Raw genomic sequence first — 22287 nt, forward strand, 5'->3', positions numbered from 1 at the left:
CTTGCGGTTTTATTCAGCCGCGGAAGGAGCGCGATGATGAACCGTTCCCTTGTCACCGAATTGAGCTAGTTTCTCAGTAATTTCGCGCATGTCCAGCAAATTGTCTACCGGACCAACGGCAGAGACCGTCGGTTTGGATGCTGTAAACAAGCGCTGGGCAAGGTCGTTAATGCGCCATGTGTCCAGATTGTCCAAGCGCGATAAAAGTTCAGAGTTTGGAATCGGCCGGCCAAACAAGAGAATTTGGCGTGCAATTTGTCCCGCTCGGGCAGGCGCGCTCTCGCCGGACATAAGCAAGGAGGCACGGAACTGTGCACGCGCGCGATGAAGTTCAACTTCACTGATATCCTGAGACGCGCGTTTGAGTTCGCGCAGAATAATTTCAACAAGTTCAGGTAGATCGCCAGGTTCAGTCGCCGCATGAACGCCAAAAATACCAGTGTCGGAAAAGCCCCAATGGAAAGCATAGATGGAATAACAGAGGCCGCGTTTCTCGCGAACTTCCTGAAAGAGGCGTGAAGACATACCGCCGCCCAATAGCATCGCAAGCACCTGGCTCGCATAATAGTCGCGCACGTGATAGGCGCGGCCTTCGAACCCTAAGACCAGCTGCGTGTCTTCAAGTGCGCGCGGTTCGCGGTAGTCGCCTCCGACATAGTGGGCAACCGGTGAAGTTGAGTATTTTGCGCTTTTTTGAACGGAGGAAAAACGGGATTCGACAAGCTTAACGATATTGTCATGGTCCACGGCGCCGGTGGCTGCAAAAACCATACGTTCACCGGAATATTCGCGGTCAATATAGCCGCGTATCATGTCCGGTGTGAAAGATTTCAGCGTTGCTCTGGTACCGAGAATGGAGCGGCCCAGTGTCTGATGCCGGTAAGCAGCTTCGGTAAAACGGTCAAACACACAATCATCAGGCGTATCGTTTGCCGCGCCCAATTCCTGAAGAATGACGTGCTTTTCGCGGGCAAGCTCATCTTCGTCAAATTTGGAGTTTTGCAGGATGTCAGCAAGAATATCGACACCAAGTTCAGTGTCTTCTTTAAGCATGCGCAAATAAAAGGACGTTGTTTCAACACTGGTAGCGGCATTGATATCACCGCCAACATTTTCCACCGACTCGACTAGCTTTTGGGCGCTGCGGTTTGTTGTGCCTTTAAAGGCCATATGTTCGAGCAGGTGAGCTATGCCATGTTCATCAACCAGCTCATTGCGGGAACCGGCTTTAACCCACATGCCAAGTGAAATACTTTCGACATGTTCAAAATGTTGAGTGGCAACGGTAATGCCGTTCGCCAATACGGTTGTCTGCACCGTCATTAATGTACTCCCGTGCCGGTCATCTTGGCCTTTGCAAGGCCGTGCCGGCTTGTTCTTTATTAAGCACGTGTGTGCTTTGAAATGTAATCTTCTATTATTTTTAAGTCAGATGAAAGGGGGGTGAAGTTTTCTTTACGTGACATCAGGTCACCCAGCCAAAGCGGCAGGCGTGGCTCAATGCCCGTTGCCTGCTTAACCGCATCAGGAAATTTGGCTGGATGAGCAGTACCAAGAACGATCATTGGTATGCCTTGCTGCTTGTGTGCGCGTGCAACATGAACGCCCACGGCGCTGTGCGGATCAAGCGTATAGCTGCATTGTTCCGCAACAGCTTTGATCGTTTCCTCTGCTGCCAGAACATCTGCCCGCCCAGCAAGAAATCCGGCACGGATGGCTTTAAGCGTTTCCGGTTTGATGGTGAACTCGCCTGATTGTTTTAGCGTTCCCATATAGGCTGTGACTTCCCGGTCATCATCGCCGGATGCCTTGAATAGAAGACGTTCGAAGTTTGACGAAATTTGAATGTCCATAGAAGGTGAGGTTGTCTCCACAACACCGGACATTGAGTAAGTGCCGGTTTCCAGCGTGCGCGCCAAAATGTCATTGTCATTCGTCGCAATCACCAATTTATCAACCGGTAAGCCCATTTGTTTTGCGGCATAGCCCGCAAAAATATCACCGAAATTGCCTGTCGGCACACAGAACGACACGGGCCGGTGCGGGGCGCCCAGTGATACAGCACTTGTGAAGTAATAAACAATCTGGGCCATGATCCGCGCCCAGTTAATCGAATTGATGCCGGAAAGGCTGACGCTATTGCGAAATTCAACATGGTTGAACATCGCTTTGACGTGGTCCTGACAATCATCAAAATTACCTTCAATGGCCAGCGCATGGACGTTCGGCGCTGTTGAAGAGGTCATCTGGCGTTGCTGGACAGGCGAGACACGACCTTGCGGAAACAGGATAAACATGTCTGTACGGTCACGACCGGCAAACGCCTCAATGGCCGCGCCGCCGGTATCGCCTGAAGTCGCCCCGACAATTGTCGCACGCTGGTCACGCTCTGTGAGAACATGATCCATCAAACGGCCGATCAACTGCATAGCCACATCTTTAAACGCCAGCGTTGGACCGTGGAAAAGCTCTAACAAAAATTCGTTGTCGCCAGTCTGAACCAGCGGGCAAACCGCATCGTGCCTGAATGTCGCATAGCTTTCCCGAACGATGCTTTCAAAAGCTGTACGGTCTATCTCACCTTCCACAAATGGCCACATGATCTGAATGGCAACATCTGCGTAGCTCTTGCCTGCCATTTTGGCGATTTCGGTTTGTGAAAACTGGGGCCAGCTTTCAGGCACAAAAAGGCCACCATCAGAGGCGAGACCGGCAAGCATTGTGTCACGGAAACTTAAGGCAGTAGACTGGCCACGCGTCGAAACATATTTCACAGCTGTTAAAACCTTTTAGGATAAGCGGAAGCATTTCTTGCTCCCATTTTTCAATCTGCCGCTCATTAGCGTAAAATATGCTGTGCTGCAAAGGTTTGCACATAAAAATGACATCAAATGGCTTGTGGCAATAGCGAGAACAAGAGTTGACCTAATGCTGCCCAATTGCGCATAGAAGAGTGCAGAAGAATTCATGTCCGCTCTAAAGCGTTGCAAGTGAAGGCAGAGGTTTAAAAATGGCATTGTTGGTGAGTAGTAAGAGCTTTGACTTAGGTAAGTTCGTTCGTGCCGGAATATTGGCTGTATCGGCAATTGCATTGGCTTCTTGCCAGACAGCAACAACCGAAGACACTTTAAATGTTGCTGAAGACCCGGTTACCGAAGACGATCTGCGTGCATACTGCCCACGGGTCACGCTAAATGAAGGCACCGCTTATTTCAGAACCTACACAAAGGGTAATGACGGCAATGCCGATGAAATTATCTATCAGGCAATCATTTCTGATGTCACCAGAACCTGTAAATATCGCAACGGCCAACTCTTCATTACAGTTGCTGCGGCCGGACGCGTTGTAAACGGTCCGAAGGGTACGGGCGGTAATATTACGATGCCAATTCGCGTTGCGGTTAAATCAGGCGAGGGTCTGCCATATTCGCGGCTCGGCAAGTTTGAAGTTGCTGTCACGCCCGGTGCCGGTGCGTCGCAATTTATTTACAAGGACGACCAGATTGTTCTGCCGGAACCTACCGTACGCAATATCCAAATTCTGGTTGGCTTTGACGAAGGCCCGTACACAACACCTTAATCGGAAAACTAGCCTTCTTTGTCTGCTTTAACAGCAGAAAGAAGGTTGGGGAGAATATCAGGGTCTGCCGACTGGACACGGCTCCAATTGGGGATAAATGGTGTCTCCATTGGATTGTCGAGAAAGACGTGTCCGGCTTCGACGATGTTTGCCGCAAAAAGTTCGACCGCCTCTTCTTCTGCGTGGCGGTCAACATGATAACCATTAAAGACCGCATCATTGTAATACATCTCAATCAGATCGAGTGCGATACGATAGTAAGTCGCTTTTAAACTGCGGAATCGTTCATTGCTGAATGTGACGCCATCTGTAGCCAATTTGCGGAATAGTGCTTTGGCGATGTCTGCGGACATACGCGAAAGGCCCTTGTTCGCATCTTCTTTTGAAAGTGGCTGATGTTTGTGATCATAAGCATCGGAAATATCGACCTGACAAACCGAGTTGCGGTTCAAATTACGCCAGACCTCGGATAAAACACCGATCTCCAACCCCCAGTCAGACGGGATACGCATGGTCGGTAAAATTGAGGTGCGCATCGCGAATTCACCGGCCAGCGGATATCTGAACCCTTGCAAATATTCGACATAATCACTGTGACCGCATGTTTTTTGCAAGGCGAGCAGCAAAGGCGTGACGAGAAGGCGTGTCACGCGTCCGTTCAGTTTGCCATCCGCGATGCGCGGGTAATAGCCTTTGCAAAACTGGTAGGGAAAATTGGGATTGGCAACGGGGTAGATCAGGCGCGCCAGCATTTCACGCTTATAGGTAACAATATCGCAATCATGCAGAGCGACCACATCCGAGTTTTGTGAGGCAAGTGTATAGCCGATACAATACCAGACGTTACGGCCTTTACCTGCCTCTTTGGGGGCGATGTTTACCTCTTCCAGCCGGTTGTGAATGGCCCGCAAGCGCGGTCCGTCATTCCATAAAATGTCATGCTGTTGCGGTAGAATGGAGAAGTATTGTTTGGCAAATTTAAACTCGTCTTCATTCGCCTGATCCAGACCGATAACAATGTTGTTGATATAGTCCGCATTGCACAGCTCATCGACAATACCTGCCAGAGCCGGTGTTTGAAGTTCGGAAAAGAGAGACGGTAATATGAGTGTGATCTTCCGGTTTCTTGCAAAAGAGCGCAGTTGATTTTCAATTTCTTTAACCGGCATTTTTGACAAGTTATGAAGTGTTGCAACACTTCCATTCTGGTGGAAGTCACCCATCATCTAATCCTTTTCATGCATTGGTTTTAAAGTCGCGTATTTTTTAACAAGTTCAAGCACAGTCAGGTTCCAACCTTCGGGACCGTTTTTATCTGCCCCTATAATTTGTCCGCTCATTTCTCCGGCGAGAGGCTTTATACCGCCATGAGCAGGATTTGGAATGATGACACCAATGTCTGCGGCTTCAATTAAACCGATATCGTTTGGCGCATCGCCGAGAGCTATTGAAAATGTTGCATTTTCTTGCTCCGCTATAATGGCCCGCATTTGTTCGGCCTTATCGCCTCCGAACGAAAATGTAAGAAACCGGCCGCCTTGTTTTGCCAAAAGCCCGGCAGATTTTGCCGCTTCAATAAATGCTTGCCGTTCCTTGTCAGTGCCATGAAAGAGACCAGGCTCTGAAAATTGACGCTGTTTAGCAAGCTGCGCAGCATCGTGGGAAAGGCTGGTCGCGGCGACGACATCTTCAACCGTCATTTGTGAAAAGCCGGTAAACCTTGAGCGTAGATCATCAGGCAAACTATCAAGTCTGGTTTGGATTTCTTGATAGCGCCCGTCCTGTTCGCTTGCCTGCGCATTTGGAGATAAAAGACCTGCGCCATTTTCGACAATTGCAGGGCAATGTGTAAAGCCTAGTTCTGCGCGAAGAGGCGCAATTTCGGCAGCCGTTTTGGAGGACGCCAATATCAGCCCGATATTGTGTTGCCGTAACATTTCAATCGCGGGCAGGGCGGCATCATAGCTATAGGTTTCATGATCCAGCAATGTGCCATCAAGATCAGTAAAGACGAGTAGCTTGCGATCTGCCATTAATTCGGCATCCGGTTGGTGATCCACATGGTTTGATAGGGCGCCAGTGTCAGGTCGCCTTCCAGTGATTCAATAGGATCACCTGTAAGCAGGTCGATCCAGTCATTACCGTCAATAAGGTTGAGCGAAACCGCAGGCAAAGCAATCTCGTTTTTTGTAAGATTGGAAATCGCAAAAATTGACTGCGCCCGATCAAGACTTTGCCTCCAGAAACCAAAAATTTCGTCGCCAAGATGTAACGTAAACTGTGTGGCATTTGGATGAAAGGCCGGTTGTTTGCTGCGCACTCTTATCCGGCGCTTAAGTTCTTTGAAAACGAGTGCCCGCGGTTCGTTCTCATCTTCAAGAACCTTGCGCAAATCGGTATAATTAAACCGTGTGCGGTTGATGGCGCGGTTATAGCCAAGGCGCTCGACGCCTTCTGTATCATTACCGGCAGCAACCAGAGAGTGCAGATAAAAGGCCGGTATGCCTTCCAGCCCCATAGCAATCGTCTGGCTGCATATGAATCTTTCTGCTTGGAATTCGTCAACACCATCGACGGTGCCTTTAAAAGCATCATAAAGGGCGACGTTTAACTCATAGGGTTTCGGGCCGTCTTTTGTCTCACGCATTGAAATACGCGCGCCATAATTTTGTACAGTATTGAGCATTTCGGTCAGCTGATCATTGGGGATGATACCTTCGGCCGGCCGCAATCCGATACCGTCATGAGACGCGGTAAAATTAAAATACGTACATCCAAGCTGGGCAGGCGGCATGCTCATTTGCCATGCTTTTAAATATTTTGATGTGCCTTTTAGAAGGGCGTGAAGGACTAATGGCGGCAATGAAAAATTATAGACCATATGGGCTTCATTGCGGTTGCCGAAATAACTAAGATTTTCCGCGCGCGGCACATTCGTCTCGGTAATGAGGAGAACCCGTTCTTCGCAATAGTCGCAAAGTAAGCGCATCACTTTTACAATGTCATGCGTCTGCTTGAGATGAATGCTGCTTGTACCAGCCTGTTTCCAAACAAATGCCACGGCATCAAGACGCACTGTGCGAACACCCATGTCGATGTGAAACCGCAATATTTCGAGAAACTCTAACAAAACCTCCGGATTGCGGAAATCAAAGTCCACTTGATCATGGCTAAAGGTACACCAGACATATTTTGTACCATTCGCCGTTTCGACCTCGCGCAAAAGAGGATGTGCCCTTGGACGGACAACATCGCTCAAATCATCGTCCGGCGATGCTTCAAAGAAATATTTGTCGTAAGGCGGGTGCCCTTGCAAATATTCATTGAACCAGACGCTTTGACTGGAGCCATGGTTTAAAACCAAGTCAGACATCAAGCGGAAATGCTCACTGATTCTGGTGATGTCTTCCCAGGCACCCAGTTCACTATTGACCTGCCGGTAATCGGTTACAGCAAAGCCGTCATCAGAGGTGAAGGGGAAAAACGGTAAAATGTGAATTCCGTTTATCGTACCTTCCAGATGTTGTTCTGCAAAATCGCGTAATAGATCCAGCGGCTTATGTTCACCGTCCACAATCGTATTACCGTAAGCAATCAAGTAGTTGTCTTTTTCACTCCATTGCGCATTGCCGGCAATACGTCCCCGCATGCGCGGGCGCTGTCCATCGCGCCAGAAACGGTCAATGACTTCTTGGCTGAGCGCTGCTGTGTCGTGGTCAGGATAAATTGACGAAATTAGCTGCGCCAGATTGTTCATTAAACGCTGTGATACTTTTTCAGTTTGCGTTTTCAGCACGAACGACTCCGTCATCTACTCAATTATTGAAACATTTGGGAGCAGTAGAGGCAAACTGTCCAGCCAAGGCGCTGCACAAATGTTTTCTTTTCTGCTTAAATTTTGGGCAGGGCGGGAGCGCGCATTCATAAAGTTCAAATTAACACAATTTAATTGCCATTAACCATAAACGTTCACCAGACATTTACCCTGATCAGTAACCATAGGCGCATAGAGTAATTTTGTAATCAGGTGCTTCATGTCTCGCGTACACCTGGCCCGTTCGGCCAAACCAGCTGTCACAGCAGTCCCATCATATGTGAACACAATCATGAAAGGTGACTGCGTGGCGGCATTGGATAAATTGCCGGATAATTCCGTCGATATGATCTTTGCTGATCCGCCATATAATTTACAGCTTCAGGGCGACCTCCAGCGCCCTGACCAGTCAAAGGTCGATGCGGTAGATGATCATTGGGATCAGTTCGCATCATTTCAGGCCTATGATGATTTCACACGCGCATGGCTTTTGGCTGCGCGCCGTGTGTTAAAGCCCAACGGTACGATCTGGGTTATCGGCTCTTATCACAATATTTTCCGCGTTGGCGCAAAGATGCAGGATCTGGGTTTCTGGATTTTGAACGATGTTATCTGGCGCAAGACCAATCCGATGCCGAATTTCCGTGGCCGCCGTTTTGCAAATGCCCATGAAACTATGATCTGGGCCACAAAAGATCAAAAAGGCAAAGGCTACACATTCAACTACGAGTCGATGAAAGCCGCCAATGATGATGTGCAGATGCGCTCAGACTGGCTTTTCCCGATTTGTAATGGCGGTGAGCGTTTGAAAGGCGAAGACGGCAGCAAGGTGCACCCGACACAAAAACCGGAAGCTCTGCTGGCGCGTGTTCTCATGAGCGCATCAAAGCCGGGCGATGTGATCCTTGATCCGTTTTTTGGCACAGGCACAACCGGCGCTGTCGCAAAACGTTTAGGCCGGAATTTTATCGGCATTGAGCGCGAGCAGGAATATATCGATGCAGCCACTGCACGTATAAATTCTGTAAAAGAACTGCCCGCACATGATTTGAAAATTGTAACAGGCAAACGCGCCGAACCTCGCGTCGCTTTTTCGGCGTTAATTGATGCGGGACTTGTTAAATCAGGTATGAAATTGACCGATTCAAAGCGACGCTGGACCGCAACGGTGCAGGCTGACGGTTCGCTATCCCATGGCGGTGTGCAGGCATCTATTCACAAAATGGGTGCAACAGTTCAGGAACTTGACGCTTGTAATGGCTGGACTTTCTGGCATTTCGATTGCCCGAAATCCAAAAAACTTATGCCGATCGACAGTCTTCGCCAGATCGTGCGCGATCAAATGTCCAAAGCGGGCGCTTAAACGCAATTTACAGCTTAGCTTGGCCTCCAGTATCTCGTACCAAGCCTACTGAGAGAACGCTCCGGCAGCAATGTCGGAGCGTTTTCAGTTTTAAAGACCAAACGTTTCCAATTCGGGCGCAAGGTCCATATCGGGTGTCAGATGAATGCCTTGCCAGCCCAGTGCGCGGCAGGCTTCAATATTGGGCAGACTGTCATCAATAAACAATGTTTTTGACGGCTCCAGCCCGAATGTTTCTGCATGCAACTCATAAATGGCAGGGTCCGGTTTGATGAGTTTCACATCGCCGGAAACGGTAACGCCGCGTCCGGTTTTCAAAAACGGATACATTTCTTGTGCCTGGCGAAAGGTATCGGAGGCAAAATTTGTGAGGAGGGTAACGTCATGTCCTTCATCCTGAAGACGCAGGAGATGGCCCACACGCTCATCCAGAGCATGGGAAACCATTTCATGCCAGTGTTTGCGAAATGCGCGGATTTCGGTTTCCCAATCCGGATATTCCGCAATCAGCAATGCTTCAGCTTCCGGCCATGTCCGGCCACGGTCCTGCTCGATATTCCATGCGCTGGTGCATATCCGTTCAAAGAAGAACTGGCGCTTTTCTTCATCTTTGATGAGGCGGGAAAACGGAATGTTCGGGTCGTAGTGAATCAGAATTTGTCCAATATCGAAAACGATATGCTTTATCTCGGTCATAATTGCTCAATCATTGCTTTTGGAAGAGTTCCGGTATCGCACAGGAAATTACTTTTTTCATGACAGTGGGCAAGGCTTCCTCAGATATATTTTCGCGCGTTGCCCACCAATAATTTTGACCGTCAGAACGCACATTTTCAGCGTGCCATACAGTCAATTCGAGCTCAAAATGCGTAAACACATGACGGATTGTGCCGCAGTTTTTCCACTTGGCATTAAAAGGAGCCGCATGAACATTTGTGTCACCATCCTGACGTGAATTCCATCCCGTTGTCGGCACTTGCGTCATGGATGCCAAAAGACCGCTAGATGGGCGTTGCTCAAGCAGAATATCACCGGAAGGTGACGTGGCAACAAAGGCAGCGCCAACGCGCTTGGGCTTTTCTTTTTTGGCAAGCTTATAGGGAAACAGCTCTGGATCTGATTTTTCCAGCGCTTTGCAATTTTCGCGGACAGGGCAGTGCATACAGGCCGGTTTTTTGGGTGTGCAGATTGTTGCGCCTAAATCCATCGTGGCTTGTGCAAAATCGCCGGGTCTCGTTTGGCTAAGTGTTTCTGCTACTTTTGCTTTGATGATCGGCTTTGCGGCAGGCAGTGGCGTCTCAATGGTGAAAAGACGGCTAAATACTCGTTCGACATTGCCGTCCATTACGGCGGCGGGAATATCAAATGCAATCGATGCAATCGCCGCGGCGGTATAGTCGCCTATACCCGGCAGGGCTTTAAGTGCTTGCACATCGGCAGGAAAATGACCGTCATGACTGGTGACGACCATATCGGCGCATTTCTTCAGATTGCGTGCTCGCGAATAATAGCCAAGTCCCGCCCAAGCGCGCAAAACCTCGTCTTCACTCGCGCTTGATAACGCCGCAATGTTGGGCCATTTGGCGGTAAATTTCGAAAAATAGTCTTTCACAGTGGCAACAGTTGTCTGCTGCAACATAATTTCCGACATCCAAACACGATAAGGGTCAGGCAAAATGCCGAGCGCGAGGTCTTTTGGCGATACACGCCAAGGTAGCTCGCGCGCATGCACATCGTACCAATCAAGCAGTTTTGTGCTGATGTCAGGAGAACTATTCATGCTGCGGGTGTATCGAAAGCGTTGGACAAAGATCAACTCTAATTTGCGCTAATCCTGCGCGGGCGTTATTGAGGGCCAAACCAAGGAACATCACGATGTCGAAATCGGCAGCCGGATATATCAATAAGATTCTCGATCCTTTGTTGGCAAAGCGGGCAGGGGTGTCAACGGCGCTGATTACCGCTTGGGGTGAGATTGTAGGCCATGATCTGGCCGAAATGTCGATGCCGGTCAAAGTGCGTTGGCCCGCCCGAATTGATGAAGATGATGCGTTTCAACCGGGCACACTTCTTGTCGCAGCAGAAGGGATGGCGGCCCTTCATTTACAGCATCAGACAGGCGAAGTGATTGATCGCGTCAATGCTTTCATGGGATACCGCGCTATCGCGCGTATCAAACTCACGCAAAAGCCGGTTGAGAAGAAAAAGCCGAAAAAGCGCTTGAAACCCATAACTGAAGGTGAGAAACGGAAAATCAACAGGCTTGCAGACGGTATCGAAGACGAAGCGCTGAAAGAATCTCTCAAGCGTTTTGGACAAAGCGTCATCCGCGATAAGAAATAATCGCCACACCTACCAAAAACAGAGCAAACAAAGTGACTGTAGAAAAACCATTTTGGGAAGAAAAAACACTGGCTGAAATGACAGCCGGTGAATGGGAATCCCTATGCGATGGTTGCGGCAAATGCTGCATGTCGAAGCTGATCGATGATGATACGGATGAAATCTATTACACGACAGTCGCGTGCAGACTTTTCGATCCAGTGACCTGCCGATGTGCAGACTATGAAAACCGCCAGAAAAAAGTGTCCGATTGCGTGAAGCTAACGCCGGAAAATGTGGGCGAAATCGCTTGGCTGCCAGCAACATGTGCTTATCGTTTGCTGAACGAAGGTAAACCGCTTTTTGATTGGCATCCTTTGATTAGCGGCGATCCTGAAAGTGTTCACAAAGCAGATATTTCCATGCGCGGGGCCGTGAGCGCCTTTGAGCATCACATGACGCATGATGGCGAATATTTGGAACATTTGGTTGATGGTTCGCTTTAAGCTTGCATGATTGTTCCGCGCAGGATTTAAATTTGCGCATCATACTAAGCTGATTGGACATCTTATGAGCGAGAAAACGACCCACGAAATCATCTCGAAATATCTTGCTGCATTTAATGCAAGCGACAGCGAAGCAATGCTTGCCTTGCTTCATGAGGATGTGGCGCATGATATCAATCAGGGCGAGCGCCAGATCGGTAAAGAAAAGTTCCGTTGGTTCAATGGCGAAATGGCGCGTCATTACAGCGAAGAACTGACAGATATTGCGATCATGGTCGCAGAGGGCGGCGTGCGTGCCGCAGCCGAATTCACGGTGCGCGGAAAATACCTTGCGACCGCTGACGGCTTACCGGAAGCAAACGGGCAAAACTATGATCTGCCCGCGGGCATCTTCTTCGAAGTTGATGACGGGCTGATTACGCGCGTGACCACTTACTATAATCTGAAAGACTGGATCGCGCAGGTCTCCTGATCTGATGGATAGAAAATTCGAAATTCGCCCGATTAATCAATCAGACTTTTCTCACTATATTGATGATCTTGCGCGTTTGCGGATGCAGGTTTTCCGCGAGTGGCCTTATCTTTATGATGGTGATGAAGCTTATGAACGCACCTATTTGCGCTCATATCTGAATAATGATCGTGCATTTATGGTCGGTTCGTTTTCAGCAACTGAAATAGTGGGTGCTTCTACTGCAATGCCACTTGCCGATCATGATGCGGCATTTGCCAAACCGCTTCAGGATGCGGGTTACGATATTTCCCGGATTTTCTATTTTGCCGAATCTGTTCTTTTGCCCCAATACCGTGGCGGAGGTGCCGGCAGGGCGTTTTTCACATTGCGTGAGAAAGAGGCTTTAAGGCAGGGTTTTGACAAAGCTGTCTTCAGCGCCGTCATCAGGGATTCTGATGCATCGGAAAAACCGGCAAGCTATGTGCCTCTTGATAATTTCTGGCAGCGCATCGGGTTTAAGAAGATCAAAGATGTTAAAACCAGATTTGCCTGGAAAGATATCGATGAAGACCATGAGACAGAAAAACCAATGGCTTTCTGGGTAAAAAATCTGGCGTGAACTCACATAAAGTTGAGAAGCATGGCACAAGCTGTGTTTTGATCTTGCAGGATTTAATTGCCATGCTTGGGACAGTTAAACCATATGGAGTTGATCTATGGGACGCAGCAAAAACACAATCTCCCGTCGTGCATTTTTTCTTACCTCGCTTGCGGCGGGTATTTTGATTTCAAATGCCGCTTTGGCTGAAAAAACAAATGTGACGGATGGTGTTGCTGTTCAGGGATATGATCCGGTTGCTTACTTTAGCGAAAATGCAGCGGTAAAGGGTGAGGCGTCTGTGACGGCTGAATATAACGGTTCGACATACCAGTTTAAGAATGCGGAGAACCGTGATCTGTTTCTGGCCAACCCGTCAAAATATGCACCGCAATATGGCGGCTATTGTGCTTTTGCGGTGTCTTACGGAGACTTGGCGCCAGTTGACCCGCAAGCTTTTAGTATCGTTGAGGGCAAGCTTTATCTCAATTATTCAAAATCAATTCGTAAGCGCTGGTCAGCAGATGCCAGCGGCAACATTGCCACTGGCGATCGCAATTGGCCTTCGCTTTCGCAATAAATTATTGCACGATTTCAAATGTCACATTGACTGTGACGTCGTAGCTATTCTCGCCCGCTGCAATCGGAACGGGCGCGCTGCCTACTGCCATTTCCATAGTCCGCATTTTTGCCATCGGGCGCGGTATGTCATTGTGTGCCTGCTCACTTATTGTTTTAATCGCGCCCAGCGTAACACCGGCAGCGTCGGCCAGCGTTTTGGCTTTTGCCATTGCATCTTTTACGGCCTTTGAGCGCGCTTGATTGACGATTTCATCAGGCTTGTCATTTGTAAAGACAAGATTGCCGCCATCATTGACGCCAAGTGAAACCGATGCATCAAGCACATCACCCACTTTTTCCAGATCGCGCACGCGAACGGTCAGGCTGTTGCGGACAATATAACCTGAAATGCGCGGCTTTTGTTCGCCATTATTATTGTTCGGATAGACATATTGTGGCTGAATTGAAAAATCGGATGTTTGAAGATCACGCGCTTCAATCCCTGCGTTTTGCATTTCTTCAAGCACTTTTTTCATAGCTTCGGTATTGGCATTTAAAGCCTCACGGGCGGTTTCAGCTTCTTTGGTCACACCCATTGAGATGATAGCCATATCCGGAGCAACATTTGCGGTGCCTTTACCGGTAACAGAGATCGTTGGTGTCTGTGCTGCCTCCGCCATGGCAGGCAAAGTTGCTGCACCCATACCAATCATAGCTAATCCGGCAACCGCAGGTATCGTCAAAAAGTTCATTGTTAAACGCCTTTAAAAAATTCATCCCTCGGCAGGTTTATCCATGGCAGATGTGTAGGGATTATGGCGTGTTGAAAATATTTCCAAGATATAAGTTTGGGTGCTTGTCGTGGCAAAAAGAATAGGCTAACCAACCGCCATAGCATTGTACCTTTGCAATGTGGTTGGTTCTCTTTTTTAAAGATTATTGACCCGATTGTGTAAGGGTTATGCAGCGCACGTGAAGGTGGGGCCTGTAGCTCAGTTGGTTAGAGCCGGCGGCTCATAACCGCTTGGTCGGGGGTTCGAGTCCCTCCGGGCCCACCATCAACGATACAGTAAAAATTGTAAGCACGAGTTCGCCATAAGGTTTGTCTACTCTACTTGATGGAGCCTCGTGATTCTCCGTTTCCGCTGCTGGACACCGAAGTTGGCAACCACATGCTATAAAGTTCTAAATACTTGATTCAGGCTTGTTTTTAACAAGTAATTTGGCAGGATTTCCGACAACTGTAGCCTCAGGAGGAACATCGCGAACCACAACGGCCCCCATTCCCACCGTCGCGCCTGAACCTATTGTGATACCCTGACGAATAACGGCCCCTGAGCCAATATAAGCATTGTCACCAATTGTAATATCACCATTTACTTTGGCGCCAGGTGCAAGGGTTACAAAATCGCCTATTGTACAGTCGTGTTCTACATAAGAGTAAAGGTTGGCGTGAAAGCATTTGCCTATGCGGATATTGGAGGTCAAGGTTACAAAGGGAGATAAGCAAGCCCCATCGCCAATAATGACATTGTCCATTTCAATCACTGAATCGGCGCGTGCTTCGATTAACGGAATCCCGGTATTGAAGCATTTTTCTGCTGTCTAGCCCCAATTTTCAGTGCCACTGATTTTGGTTTTCTCTATTAAGGTTTCTGGCATGGGTGGTCGCATGTTTAGGGCGTGGTGCGGTCGAATATGATTGTATTGTTTGAGCCAGATATTGATGGCGGTCTGAGCTTGTCGTATTGAGCAGAACCATTCTGCGTTAAGCACTTCGTTTCGCAGGGTTCCATTGAAACGCTCATTATACCCGTTTTCCCAAGGTGAGCCTGGGTAGATTTGGATGGGTTGAATGCCCACTTTTCTGAGCCATGTTTGAAGGTGTTTGGCAATGAACTCGGCGCCATTGTCCGATCTGATAAACTTTGGTTTGCCGCGTTGGACAATGAGATCAAACAAAGCGTCCAGCACATCATTTGCATCCAACTTGGGTCGAACAACAACACACAACGCTTCTCTGGTATATTCATCTAAGACTGTGAGCATCTTGTAGCTTCTGCCATTGCTGAGCTTGTCATGAACAAAGTCAATCGACCAAATGTGGTTCTGGTGATGTGGACGTAGCCTGATGACAGAACTGTCCTTGTGATACAGCCTTTTTCGTTTCTTGTGTCTTTGGGGTAGCTGCAGACCTTCTTCGCGCCACAAACGCTCAATTCGTTTGTGATTGACTTGCCAGCCTTCCATGCGAAGTAGCTGAGCAATCTTTCTATAACCATATCGGCCATAGCGCTTGGCCAATTTAATCATGGCCAAGCGCAAAGCTTCATCATCTTGCTGAGCAGGCTTGTAGTTCAGCGTAGAACGAGCGACACCCAGCACTTTGCACGTTCGTCGCTCAGATGTATTGAGCTTCTGTCTTGTATGGATAGCGGCCTGACGTTGTTGATCTTTCGTCAGACCTTCGGTTTTAAAAAATCAAGGCTTTCCTTCAAAATCAGCTTATCCAGTTCCAACTCAGCCACAATCTTCTTGAGCCGATCATTTTCCTTTTGCAGTGACTTCATCTCACTGAGCTGAGAGCGGCCCATGCCACCAAACTTCTTGCGCCAGGCATAATAGGTCTTGTCTGAAACACCTGCCTTTCGGCACGCACCAACAACATCCATACCGCTATGGATATGTACTTCAATCTCACGCAAAAGACGTAAAATATCCTCGTCCGAATGACGTTTGCGAGCCATAAATCCGATCTCCAATCTCTATCAAACTATGGCACAGTTTTAGGGGGCTAAGACAATTGGTTTGGGCTGCTGTAATCACATATTATGGCGCAGGCGCTTTATCCGCAGCTATGAATCCGTCTGATAGTGAAAGCGTTGCCCAGCTTTTCGAACGAATACCTCTACTTTTTTTGCCAGTATTGCTGCATTTTTTTAGCCAGGCTAATCCGGAGAAATTATTATTATGGGTAGTTAGAGGCGCAGTTTGCGGAGTTCTCATGGCGGTTGCCCAATGGGGGGCAGTAAACTATCTGAATCTGTCTCTAGCGATGAGATTAAGCGAAAATTCCAATGTTTTCGGGTATATGTGTAGCCTGCTCTTCGTATTTTTGTGCTTAGGAATTGTGATGGTTCCAGATAAAATTACCAAGCTTGCTTCGTGTATCGCTTTGGTGTTTTGCGCTCTACTCGTTGCCAATTCTGGATCGCGAACAAGCATACTGGCAATTGTAATAATATCCCTGCTTATGGTTTGGGGTTATGGTCCAAGAGGAAAAGTTTGGGCCCGTATATTTGCTGCTGCGATATTAGTTATGATTTTTGCATTACTAATCAATATTACAAATGTCGGTGATCGCACAATGAAGTTTCTGGATCGCGTTATCGAAGCAGATATGAATATTATGGAGTTTGATCCTATACGTATTGCAGTTTGGGGTTGTGGTCTTCAAATTGGCGGTGAGGCGCCGATTTTGGGTCGTGGTCATGACTACGCTCTTGATAAAATGAGGCCTTGTGTATCTAGTTCGTTAGATCGCGTTTTTGAATTTTCACATTTTCACAACCTTTTCATTGATCAGTTTGCAAAGAGCGGTGTTGTCGGTGTTCTATCTGCCATATTATTGTTGTTTCTTCCTATATTATTAATCTCACGAGCACGGAAGTTAGGAGACATACCTCAAGGTTTAACATTTGGTGTTTTGGGTATTTGGGCCGTCCAGACTACCGGCTCATTGTTCAATATTGGGTTTGGGCATGATGCGATTGACGCCGGATTTGTTTATTCAAACGCTTTGTTGTTTGGTGTGATCAACACTCGTTTCAGACGTGAAAAACAGTCAGAACTGAAGGAAGAGCCTCACTCCGCAGCTACTGTGTTGGATGCTGATAGACACTTTATGAAAGTATTTTCTTTGGGAGGATGCTTTGTTTTGGTGTTGTGTATCGCCGCATTTCTATGGGTGGGTAACACAATTGGATTTAACCGTATAACGACTGCCATTGGCGGATATTCATTGCCGGCTGAGGATGTAAAACAAGCCCGTAAAGCTGCTGAAGAATTAAAGGGATTTGTTGACAGGCTGCAAATCGAGTTAGATAAAGCTGAAAGTCAGATTAAGCTACCAGACACAGAGCGTTTTCATGATGCAACTTTAGTCTGGCGTGATGAGTACATGAAGCTTTCCTCAACAGCAAGGAAATTGCAGGATATTCTAATTCGTAAAGATGGCGAAAACTATAAGATTCTTCTATCCGGCCCTATTTGCCCTATAGCAATATCTTCCAAACTTTTTCATGCAGATCCACGTCGAAAGAGTGACTATGCCACGTTGTGTACCTATTTCGCAGTCTGGGGAGGGGAAGGTGAATCTTACTAAGCATATTTCTCATAAAACAGACTTCAGAAGCGTGAATATTAGTTTCAAGCGAGTATATTAATAACCTCGTGGTGAACGTTGAATGTAATATATAATCGACATTATAAAACTAATTCATACAACTAGCTGAATATGTTCCCGCATAGAATATTTTACGTTTGCATAATGGACTTTCAATTTGGAAGTATTGGTTTGCGTCAATTTTCTTATTTTCTATTTAGATGCGCTGAGGTCACCTTAGAAGTTTAGAGGAGAAAATCGCCTTCATTTTCCAGATTTTGGCTATAATTTCTTTTGCAAGATGTGCCTTATATGGCAGTATTCTAGCATGAAAAAACAGGCTCTCTTTTTGACCGTATCTGCCTTGTCGCTTTGGCCGGTAACGTCGACATCTATTGAAGTGAAAGCAGTCAGCGATGATTTGTTTGTTGACGTTGACATAAACCAGGCGCGGCTGGGCCAGCTCCTGTTTTGGGATCCAATTTTATCCGGCAATAAGAATATTTCCTGCGGTACATGTCACCACCCCAAGCTGGGTACAGCCGACGGTGTTTCACTATCTATCGGTGAGGGCGGGGTCGGGCTTGGGGCTGATCGCGGTGTCGATGAAAACAATCTTCCCGAGCAGCGCATACCGCGCAATGCGCCGGCTTTGTTCAACTTGGGCGCTAAAGAATTCACTGTCATGTTTCATGATGGCAGGCTTGAGGCCGATGAAACAAAAAAGTCCGGATTACGAACGCCGCTTGATGACGATATGACGGTTGGCTTTTCCGGTGTGTTATCGGCGCAGTCCATGTTTCCTGTTTTGTCACCGGATGAAATGGCCGGACATTACAGCGAGAACGATGTTGCAAAGGCTGTGCGCCGCGGGTTGATAACGGGTGATGGCGGCGCTTGGGATATTATTTCAAAACGCGTGGCAGCGATTGACGAATATCAGGCGATGTTTGACGCAATTGATCCTGAAATCGCAGAGGGTAGGCCGATTGATTTCACGGATATTTCCGATGCACTTGCGGCGTTCATTGCGTTTGAATGGCGTTCGGATGATAGCCTTTTCGATAACTATTTGCGCGGAAACACTGAACTTGATGCCAAGGCACAAAGCGGCATGGATTTGTTTTATGGCAAGGCAAGTTGCGCAGATTGTCATTCGGGGCCTTTCCAGACAGATCATAAATTTCACGCAATGGGTGTGCCGCAAATTGGTCCGGGAAAAGCCGAACGGTTTGAAAGTCACAGTCAGGACACCGGTCGTATGCGCGTCACAGGTAAGCCGGAAGATGCATATGCTTTCCGCACGCCGTCGCTGCGCAATGTTACTTTGACAGCACCATATGGGCATTCCGGTGCTTATCGTGATTTGCGCCAATTCGTAGAAGCGCATCTCGAACCGTCAACCGCCATTGAAAATTATGACAGAAGCGAAGCTTTGTTTGCCGGTTACACGCCGCCCAAAAATGACTGGGCTGCGCTTGATGATGCAAATGAAAATACAGCTATTAAAAGTGCGGTCAGTTGGTCAGGTCCCATATTATCCGCTGATGAAATAGATGACCTGTTGGCTTTTCTAAAAGCACTGGAAGATGAGAAAAGCTTGACGCTTCGTTTTGGTGTGCCGGATACGGTGCCAAGCGGCCTGCCAGTCGATAAGTGAGTAGAGCGCCCGAATTATCGGGCGGGTTGAGCACTTAGCTCGAGCCGATCATCATTTCCTCGTTTGGCAATCAATCTGCTGTTTGCATCGATTGCAATCCAGCCTGTTAAAGTACCATCGGGCCATGTAACGCGTATCTCTGCCTTTTTCTTGGTGCCCAGGCCAAAGTGCACAGGAGCAATTTTCCCGCTGGCATGGCCGCCACCGATGACAATTTCCTGCGTTTGAATTTTGTTATCAGGCAAGGTGCGCAGTTCAATCCACGCACCTATCGCATCAACATTGCTGCCTTCTTGTTGGAGTTCAATGGAAGCGAAATTGCCGTTTTTCGTGCTGACATTCTCATAAATTGCGAATGTGTCGCGCCGGTTCATAACCGCAATATCAAGTTTTCCATCAAGGTTGAAATCGGCAATAGAAGCGCCGCGTGAGCGGGCGGTATCGGCCAGTCCGGCTTCAAGCCCTGTTTCGAAAAATGTGCCATCCGGTTTTTGCAAAAGAAGATTATTGGGGTCCTTCATCGCCATGCCGGGCATTTGGTCGACGTTGCCTTTGGCGATAAAAAGGTCCGCTAACCCGTCATTGTTTACATCGCCGAACTCTGCGTGCCATCCGGTAGACGGGCGCCCGTCATCACCGGTATAGGGCCGCTGCGCGTAAGCGCCGATATTATAGGGCGCGTTTTCCATCTTTGCGCCGCCCGCATAAAACTGGATCAGTTGATCGCCCATGGAAGTCAGCATGATGTCGGGTGCCTGATCGCCGTTAAGGTCCTGACTGGCAATGCCCATTCCCCACACGGAAATAGGAAGCCAGCCATCCTCGCGGCCCAGAAACCGCATCTCATCCAAGCGGTACATTTGTTCTTCGCCGTCACGCAGATAATAGTGACGGTCGTTTGAAATGCGCAGATCGCGACGCCCGTTTCGGGTCCAGTCCGAAAACAGCATCGACAGCGCACAATAACCTGGATCAAGTATTGTCGGTTCCTGATAGAGCGCGCCTTCCGGACGGAAGAGGTGATTAACATCACAGGCACCAAATGGCCCTTCGGGATTGTCCCGATCAACATAATTACCAACAGCCAAAGTCGGCATTGCCGACCCTTTTTCCCACGTCGCTGAAAACGATGTTGTCCAACGGTCCAGCCCGTCCAAATGCCAAAGATCATTTGCTTCTTCAAACTGACAGTTTTTCAAGCCGCGCAGAACTTTGTTTTCGCCGACACGCATAACAAACAGGTCTGTGTGCGCGTCATTGTCGATATTGATCGGGTAGGCACCGGTAACAAGGTCGAACTCAGCGCCAGTGTTGTCCAGATTTTCAAACTGAACTTCAGCGCCGGATTGCTGCGTCGTGTTCATCGCGATACGCGACATGTTTTCGCCGCCAGCCAGAAACACATCCGGAAAGGTATCATCATTGCAGTCAAATGTTGCCATGCCGCCGCCGACAAAAAACTCCCAGCCGCCATTGTAAATATGTTTGAAGTCGAAATTTTTTGAGCGCGGTTCGAATCTAACATCGCCGGCAAGAGCAGATGATGAGGCAAAGATAGCCGTCAGAATGAGGGTAATCTGTCTCAATTTGCACCGGCCGATTGGTTGGTATAGCTCACCCCGAGCAGAGTTTCGGTAAGCTCTGAAAGCGCTAATGCTGCGGCACCTTGCGCCCATAGTAAATCGCCCCAAGTGTGGACTTCAATGTCCGGTCTTGTGCGTTGCCAGTCAAGCGTTTGGCGTTCCATTTCATGTAATACTTCATCCTCATAAAGGAAGTCGTACTGCATGCGCGCGCCTGATAGGATTACCAGACTGGGGTCAAAGAGATTGATGACATTGGCAAGTCCTGTTGCCAGATAGCGTCCTGCACGTTTGAATATTGTGGTTGCAGCTTCATGGCCGCTCTTTGCTTCATCAAAAAGACGATCAAGGACCAAACCAATGTCGCCCATTTCACTGGGGTCAAAGTTCAGAGCAGTCGATGCTTCGCGCACAAGCGCATAATCGGCTACATAGGCTTCCAAGCATCCGCGCTGACCACACCGGCATAGTGCGCCATCCAGTTGAACCTTGGTGTGTCCAAGCTCCATGCCAACGCCATGTGCGCCGCGATAGATCCGGTGGTTGACGACGAGCCCCATGCCGATGCCGTGCTCGATTGTAACAACAGCAAAATCGGAAACTGTGCGGCCCTTGCCAAACCAGAGCTCGGCAAGCGTGACAAGATTTGTATCGTTGTCGATATAAACGGGACAGCCCAGTGCATCGCTCGCAAGGGACGCAAAGGCGATGTTCTGCTGATCCAGCATTGGCGACCAGATTACTTTGCCTGCAGCGCAATCGATTAACCCCGGCAAACCCAGGCCGATGGCTGATAATTGGGTGTGTTCAATGCCGCTTGCGTTTAATGCATGCTGCAGAACGGCATTTACTTCGTTTAAGATATTGGAGGCACTGCGTGAGGCGCTGTTGTGGGCAATGTCGGCTGAGCCGAGCATATTGCCGGCAAAGTCCATAATCACCGCCGTGTGGGTTTTGTCGTTGGTTTTGATACCTGCCACATAAAAAGCATCGTTACGTATAGCGATTGAAACCGGCGGCCGCCCGCGCACCGGTTCGCCTTCGCGCGGCGGTGTTGTTACCTCGTGAATAAATCCGGCTTGTATGAGCTCATTGATTATAGATGTTACGGTTGCCGGACTTATTTGCAGGCTGCTAGAAATATCCACGCGGGCGCAAAGTCCGGCGCCGCGAACATGTTCAAAAATTTGTTGCTTTAATGTGCGACTGATTTCAGATGATTGGGCAATAAGCGGCCCTACGCCTTTAGCGCCGGCATTGTTGTCAATGTCATCATTGTTGTGCTGCAACATTAATTTTGACAACTGAAATTAAAAGGCGAAAAATTCACCGATAATTCCAGTAACCTCCCATTTGAATACAATAATTATCATTTTTTTCGAAAAAAGGTCAATTTATTTTTTGACAACCGAAAAAAATAAATCCATGATGTCTGTATGCTCGATGTAGGTATCGAGGTGGC

The 22287-nt window shown here is 48.3% G+C and carries 22 protein-coding genes and 1 tRNA gene; 10 read left to right on the top strand and 13 right to left on the bottom strand.

Translation table 11 applies throughout. The features are described from left to right. Positions 1–9: 9 nt before the first annotated feature. Entirely contained in the window at positions 10–1323 is a 1314-nt protein-coding gene (locus SU32_RS09720; protein ID WP_053999164.1) for a M16 family metallopeptidase, read from the bottom strand. Between the two features lie 59 nt (positions 1324–1382). Then, positions 1383–2774 carry a threonine synthase gene (gene thrC / locus SU32_RS09725; protein ID WP_053999165.1) on the bottom strand — a complete coding sequence of 464 codons (1392 nt, stop codon included), beginning with the start codon at positions 2772–2774 and terminating at the stop codon, positions 1383–1385. 248 nt (positions 2775–3022) lie between these two features. Here thrC and SU32_RS09730 point away from each other — a divergent pair, with 248 nt between their 5' ends. Then, positions 3023–3580, top strand: coding sequence for a hypothetical protein (locus SU32_RS09730; RefSeq protein WP_245625519.1), 558 nt, complete (start codon positions 3023–3025; stop codon positions 3578–3580). A gap of 8 nt (positions 3581–3588) precedes the next feature. Here the strand turns inward: SU32_RS09730 and SU32_RS09735 are convergent, their stop codons facing one another. From SU32_RS09735 to SU32_RS09745, 3 genes are read right to left on the bottom strand one after another with little or no spacing between them, the layout of a single operon-like run. Then, entirely contained in the window at positions 3589–4803 is a 1215-nt protein-coding gene (locus tag SU32_RS09735) for a glycosyltransferase family protein (protein WP_053999235.1), read from the bottom strand. Between the two features lie 3 nt (positions 4804–4806). Beyond that, entirely contained in the window at positions 4807–5613 is an 807-nt protein-coding gene (locus SU32_RS09740; protein ID WP_053999167.1) for an HAD-IIB family hydrolase, read from the bottom strand. Next, positions 5613–7376, bottom strand: coding sequence for a sugar phosphorylase (locus SU32_RS09745; protein ID WP_082376627.1), 1764 nt, complete (start codon positions 7374–7376; stop codon positions 5613–5615). Before SU32_RS09745 ends, SU32_RS09740 begins: the two co-directional genes overlap by 1 nt. Positions 7377–7614: 238 nt before the next feature. On the opposite strand from SU32_RS09745, the gene SU32_RS09750 reads away from it, so the two are divergent. After that, on the top strand, positions 7615–8757 hold the full coding sequence (locus SU32_RS09750; protein WP_053999168.1) for a site-specific DNA-methyltransferase: 1143 nt from the start codon (positions 7615–7617) through the stop codon (positions 8755–8757). A 90-nt stretch (positions 8758–8847) separates the two neighbouring features. On the opposite strand, the gene SU32_RS09755 is transcribed toward SU32_RS09750, so the two are convergent. Both SU32_RS09755 and mutY read right to left on the bottom strand, forming a co-directional pair. Further along, complete coding sequence (locus tag SU32_RS09755) at positions 8848–9453, bottom strand: HAD family hydrolase (RefSeq protein ID WP_053999169.1); 606 nt, start codon at positions 9451–9453, stop codon at positions 8848–8850. Positions 9454–9463: 10 nt separating this feature from the next. Beyond that, the gene (gene mutY, locus SU32_RS09760; RefSeq protein WP_053999170.1) at positions 9464–10537 is read right to left on the bottom strand and encodes an A/G-specific adenine glycosylase; all 1074 of its coding nucleotides are present in this window, start codon (positions 10535–10537) and stop codon (positions 9464–9466) included. Positions 10538–10632: 95 nt separating this feature from the next. On the opposite strand from mutY, the gene SU32_RS09765 reads away from it, so the two are divergent. From SU32_RS09765 to SU32_RS09785, 5 genes are all read left to right on the top strand, one after another. Continuing rightward, positions 10633–11100: a DUF721 domain-containing protein gene (locus SU32_RS09765; protein ID WP_053999171.1), complete on the top strand. Its 468-nt coding sequence runs from the start codon at positions 10633–10635 to the stop codon at positions 11098–11100. A gap of 32 nt (positions 11101–11132) precedes the next feature. Further along, a complete protein-coding gene (locus SU32_RS09770; protein ID WP_082376615.1) occupies positions 11133–11585 on the top strand; it encodes a YcgN family cysteine cluster protein in 453 nt (150 codons plus the stop codon). A gap of 64 nt (positions 11586–11649) precedes the next feature. Next, positions 11650–12057: a ketosteroid isomerase-related protein gene (locus SU32_RS09775; protein WP_053999238.1), complete on the top strand. Its 408-nt coding sequence runs from the start codon at positions 11650–11652 to the stop codon at positions 12055–12057. A 4-nt stretch (positions 12058–12061) separates the two neighbouring features. After that, complete coding sequence (locus SU32_RS09780) at positions 12062–12658, top strand: GNAT family acetyltransferase (RefSeq protein WP_053999172.1); 597 nt, start codon at positions 12062–12064, stop codon at positions 12656–12658. 97 nt (positions 12659–12755) lie between these two features. Further along, positions 12756–13217: a YHS domain-containing (seleno)protein gene (locus SU32_RS09785; protein ID WP_053999173.1), complete on the top strand. Its 462-nt coding sequence runs from the start codon at positions 12756–12758 to the stop codon at positions 13215–13217. A gap of 1 nt (position 13218) precedes the next feature. Here SU32_RS09785 and SU32_RS09790 read toward each other — a convergent pair whose 3' ends face one another. Beyond that, positions 13219–13950: an SIMPL domain-containing protein gene (locus tag SU32_RS09790; RefSeq protein WP_053999174.1), complete on the bottom strand. Its 732-nt coding sequence runs from the start codon at positions 13948–13950 to the stop codon at positions 13219–13221. 229 nt (positions 13951–14179) lie between these two features. On the opposite strand from SU32_RS09790, the gene SU32_RS09795 reads away from it, so the two are divergent. Then, a tRNA-Ile gene (locus SU32_RS09795) sits at positions 14180–14256 on the top strand. 127 nt (positions 14257–14383) lie between these two features. On the opposite strand, the gene SU32_RS09800 is transcribed toward SU32_RS09795, so the two are convergent. The 3 genes from SU32_RS09800 to SU32_RS09810 form a co-directional block, all read right to left on the bottom strand. Then, positions 14384–14737, bottom strand: a complete 354-nt coding sequence (locus tag SU32_RS09800; protein ID WP_082376629.1) for an acetyltransferase — start codon at positions 14735–14737, stop codon at positions 14384–14386. 66 nt (positions 14738–14803) lie between these two features. Beyond that, positions 14804–15661: an IS3 family transposase gene (locus SU32_RS09805; RefSeq protein WP_144421093.1), complete on the bottom strand. Its 858-nt coding sequence runs from the start codon at positions 15659–15661 to the stop codon at positions 14804–14806. Beyond that, positions 15658–15945: a transposase gene (locus SU32_RS09810; protein WP_053999177.1), complete on the bottom strand. Its 288-nt coding sequence runs from the start codon at positions 15943–15945 to the stop codon at positions 15658–15660. The genes SU32_RS09805 and SU32_RS09810 overlap by 4 nt, the downstream gene beginning before the upstream one ends. 56 nt (positions 15946–16001) lie before the next feature. Here SU32_RS09810 and SU32_RS09815 point away from each other — a divergent pair, with 56 nt between their 5' ends. Continuing rightward, complete coding sequence (locus tag SU32_RS09815) at positions 16002–17582, top strand: O-antigen ligase family protein (RefSeq protein ID WP_144421094.1); 1581 nt, start codon at positions 16002–16004, stop codon at positions 17580–17582. Positions 17583–17910: 328 nt separating this feature from the next. Continuing rightward, the gene (locus SU32_RS09820) at positions 17911–19242 is read left to right on the top strand and encodes a cytochrome-c peroxidase (protein WP_053999179.1); all 1332 of its coding nucleotides are present in this window, start codon (positions 17911–17913) and stop codon (positions 19240–19242) included. 14 nt (positions 19243–19256) lie between these two features. Here SU32_RS09820 and SU32_RS09825 read toward each other — a convergent pair whose 3' ends face one another. Both SU32_RS09825 and SU32_RS09830 read right to left on the bottom strand, forming a co-directional pair. Continuing rightward, complete coding sequence (locus tag SU32_RS09825) at positions 19257–20828, bottom strand: CRTAC1 family protein (RefSeq protein ID WP_053999180.1); 1572 nt, start codon at positions 20826–20828, stop codon at positions 19257–19259. Beyond that, complete coding sequence (locus SU32_RS09830; RefSeq protein WP_053999181.1) at positions 20825–22117, bottom strand: ROK family transcriptional regulator; 1293 nt, start codon at positions 22115–22117, stop codon at positions 20825–20827. Before SU32_RS09830 ends, SU32_RS09825 begins: the two co-directional genes overlap by 4 nt. Positions 22118–22287 lie beyond the last annotated feature (170 nt).

Origin of the sequence: Ahrensia marina (assembly GCF_001293565.1) — a bacterium.
GTDB classification, from domain to species: Bacteria; Pseudomonadota; Alphaproteobacteria; order Rhizobiales; family Rhizobiaceae; genus Ahrensia; species Ahrensia marina.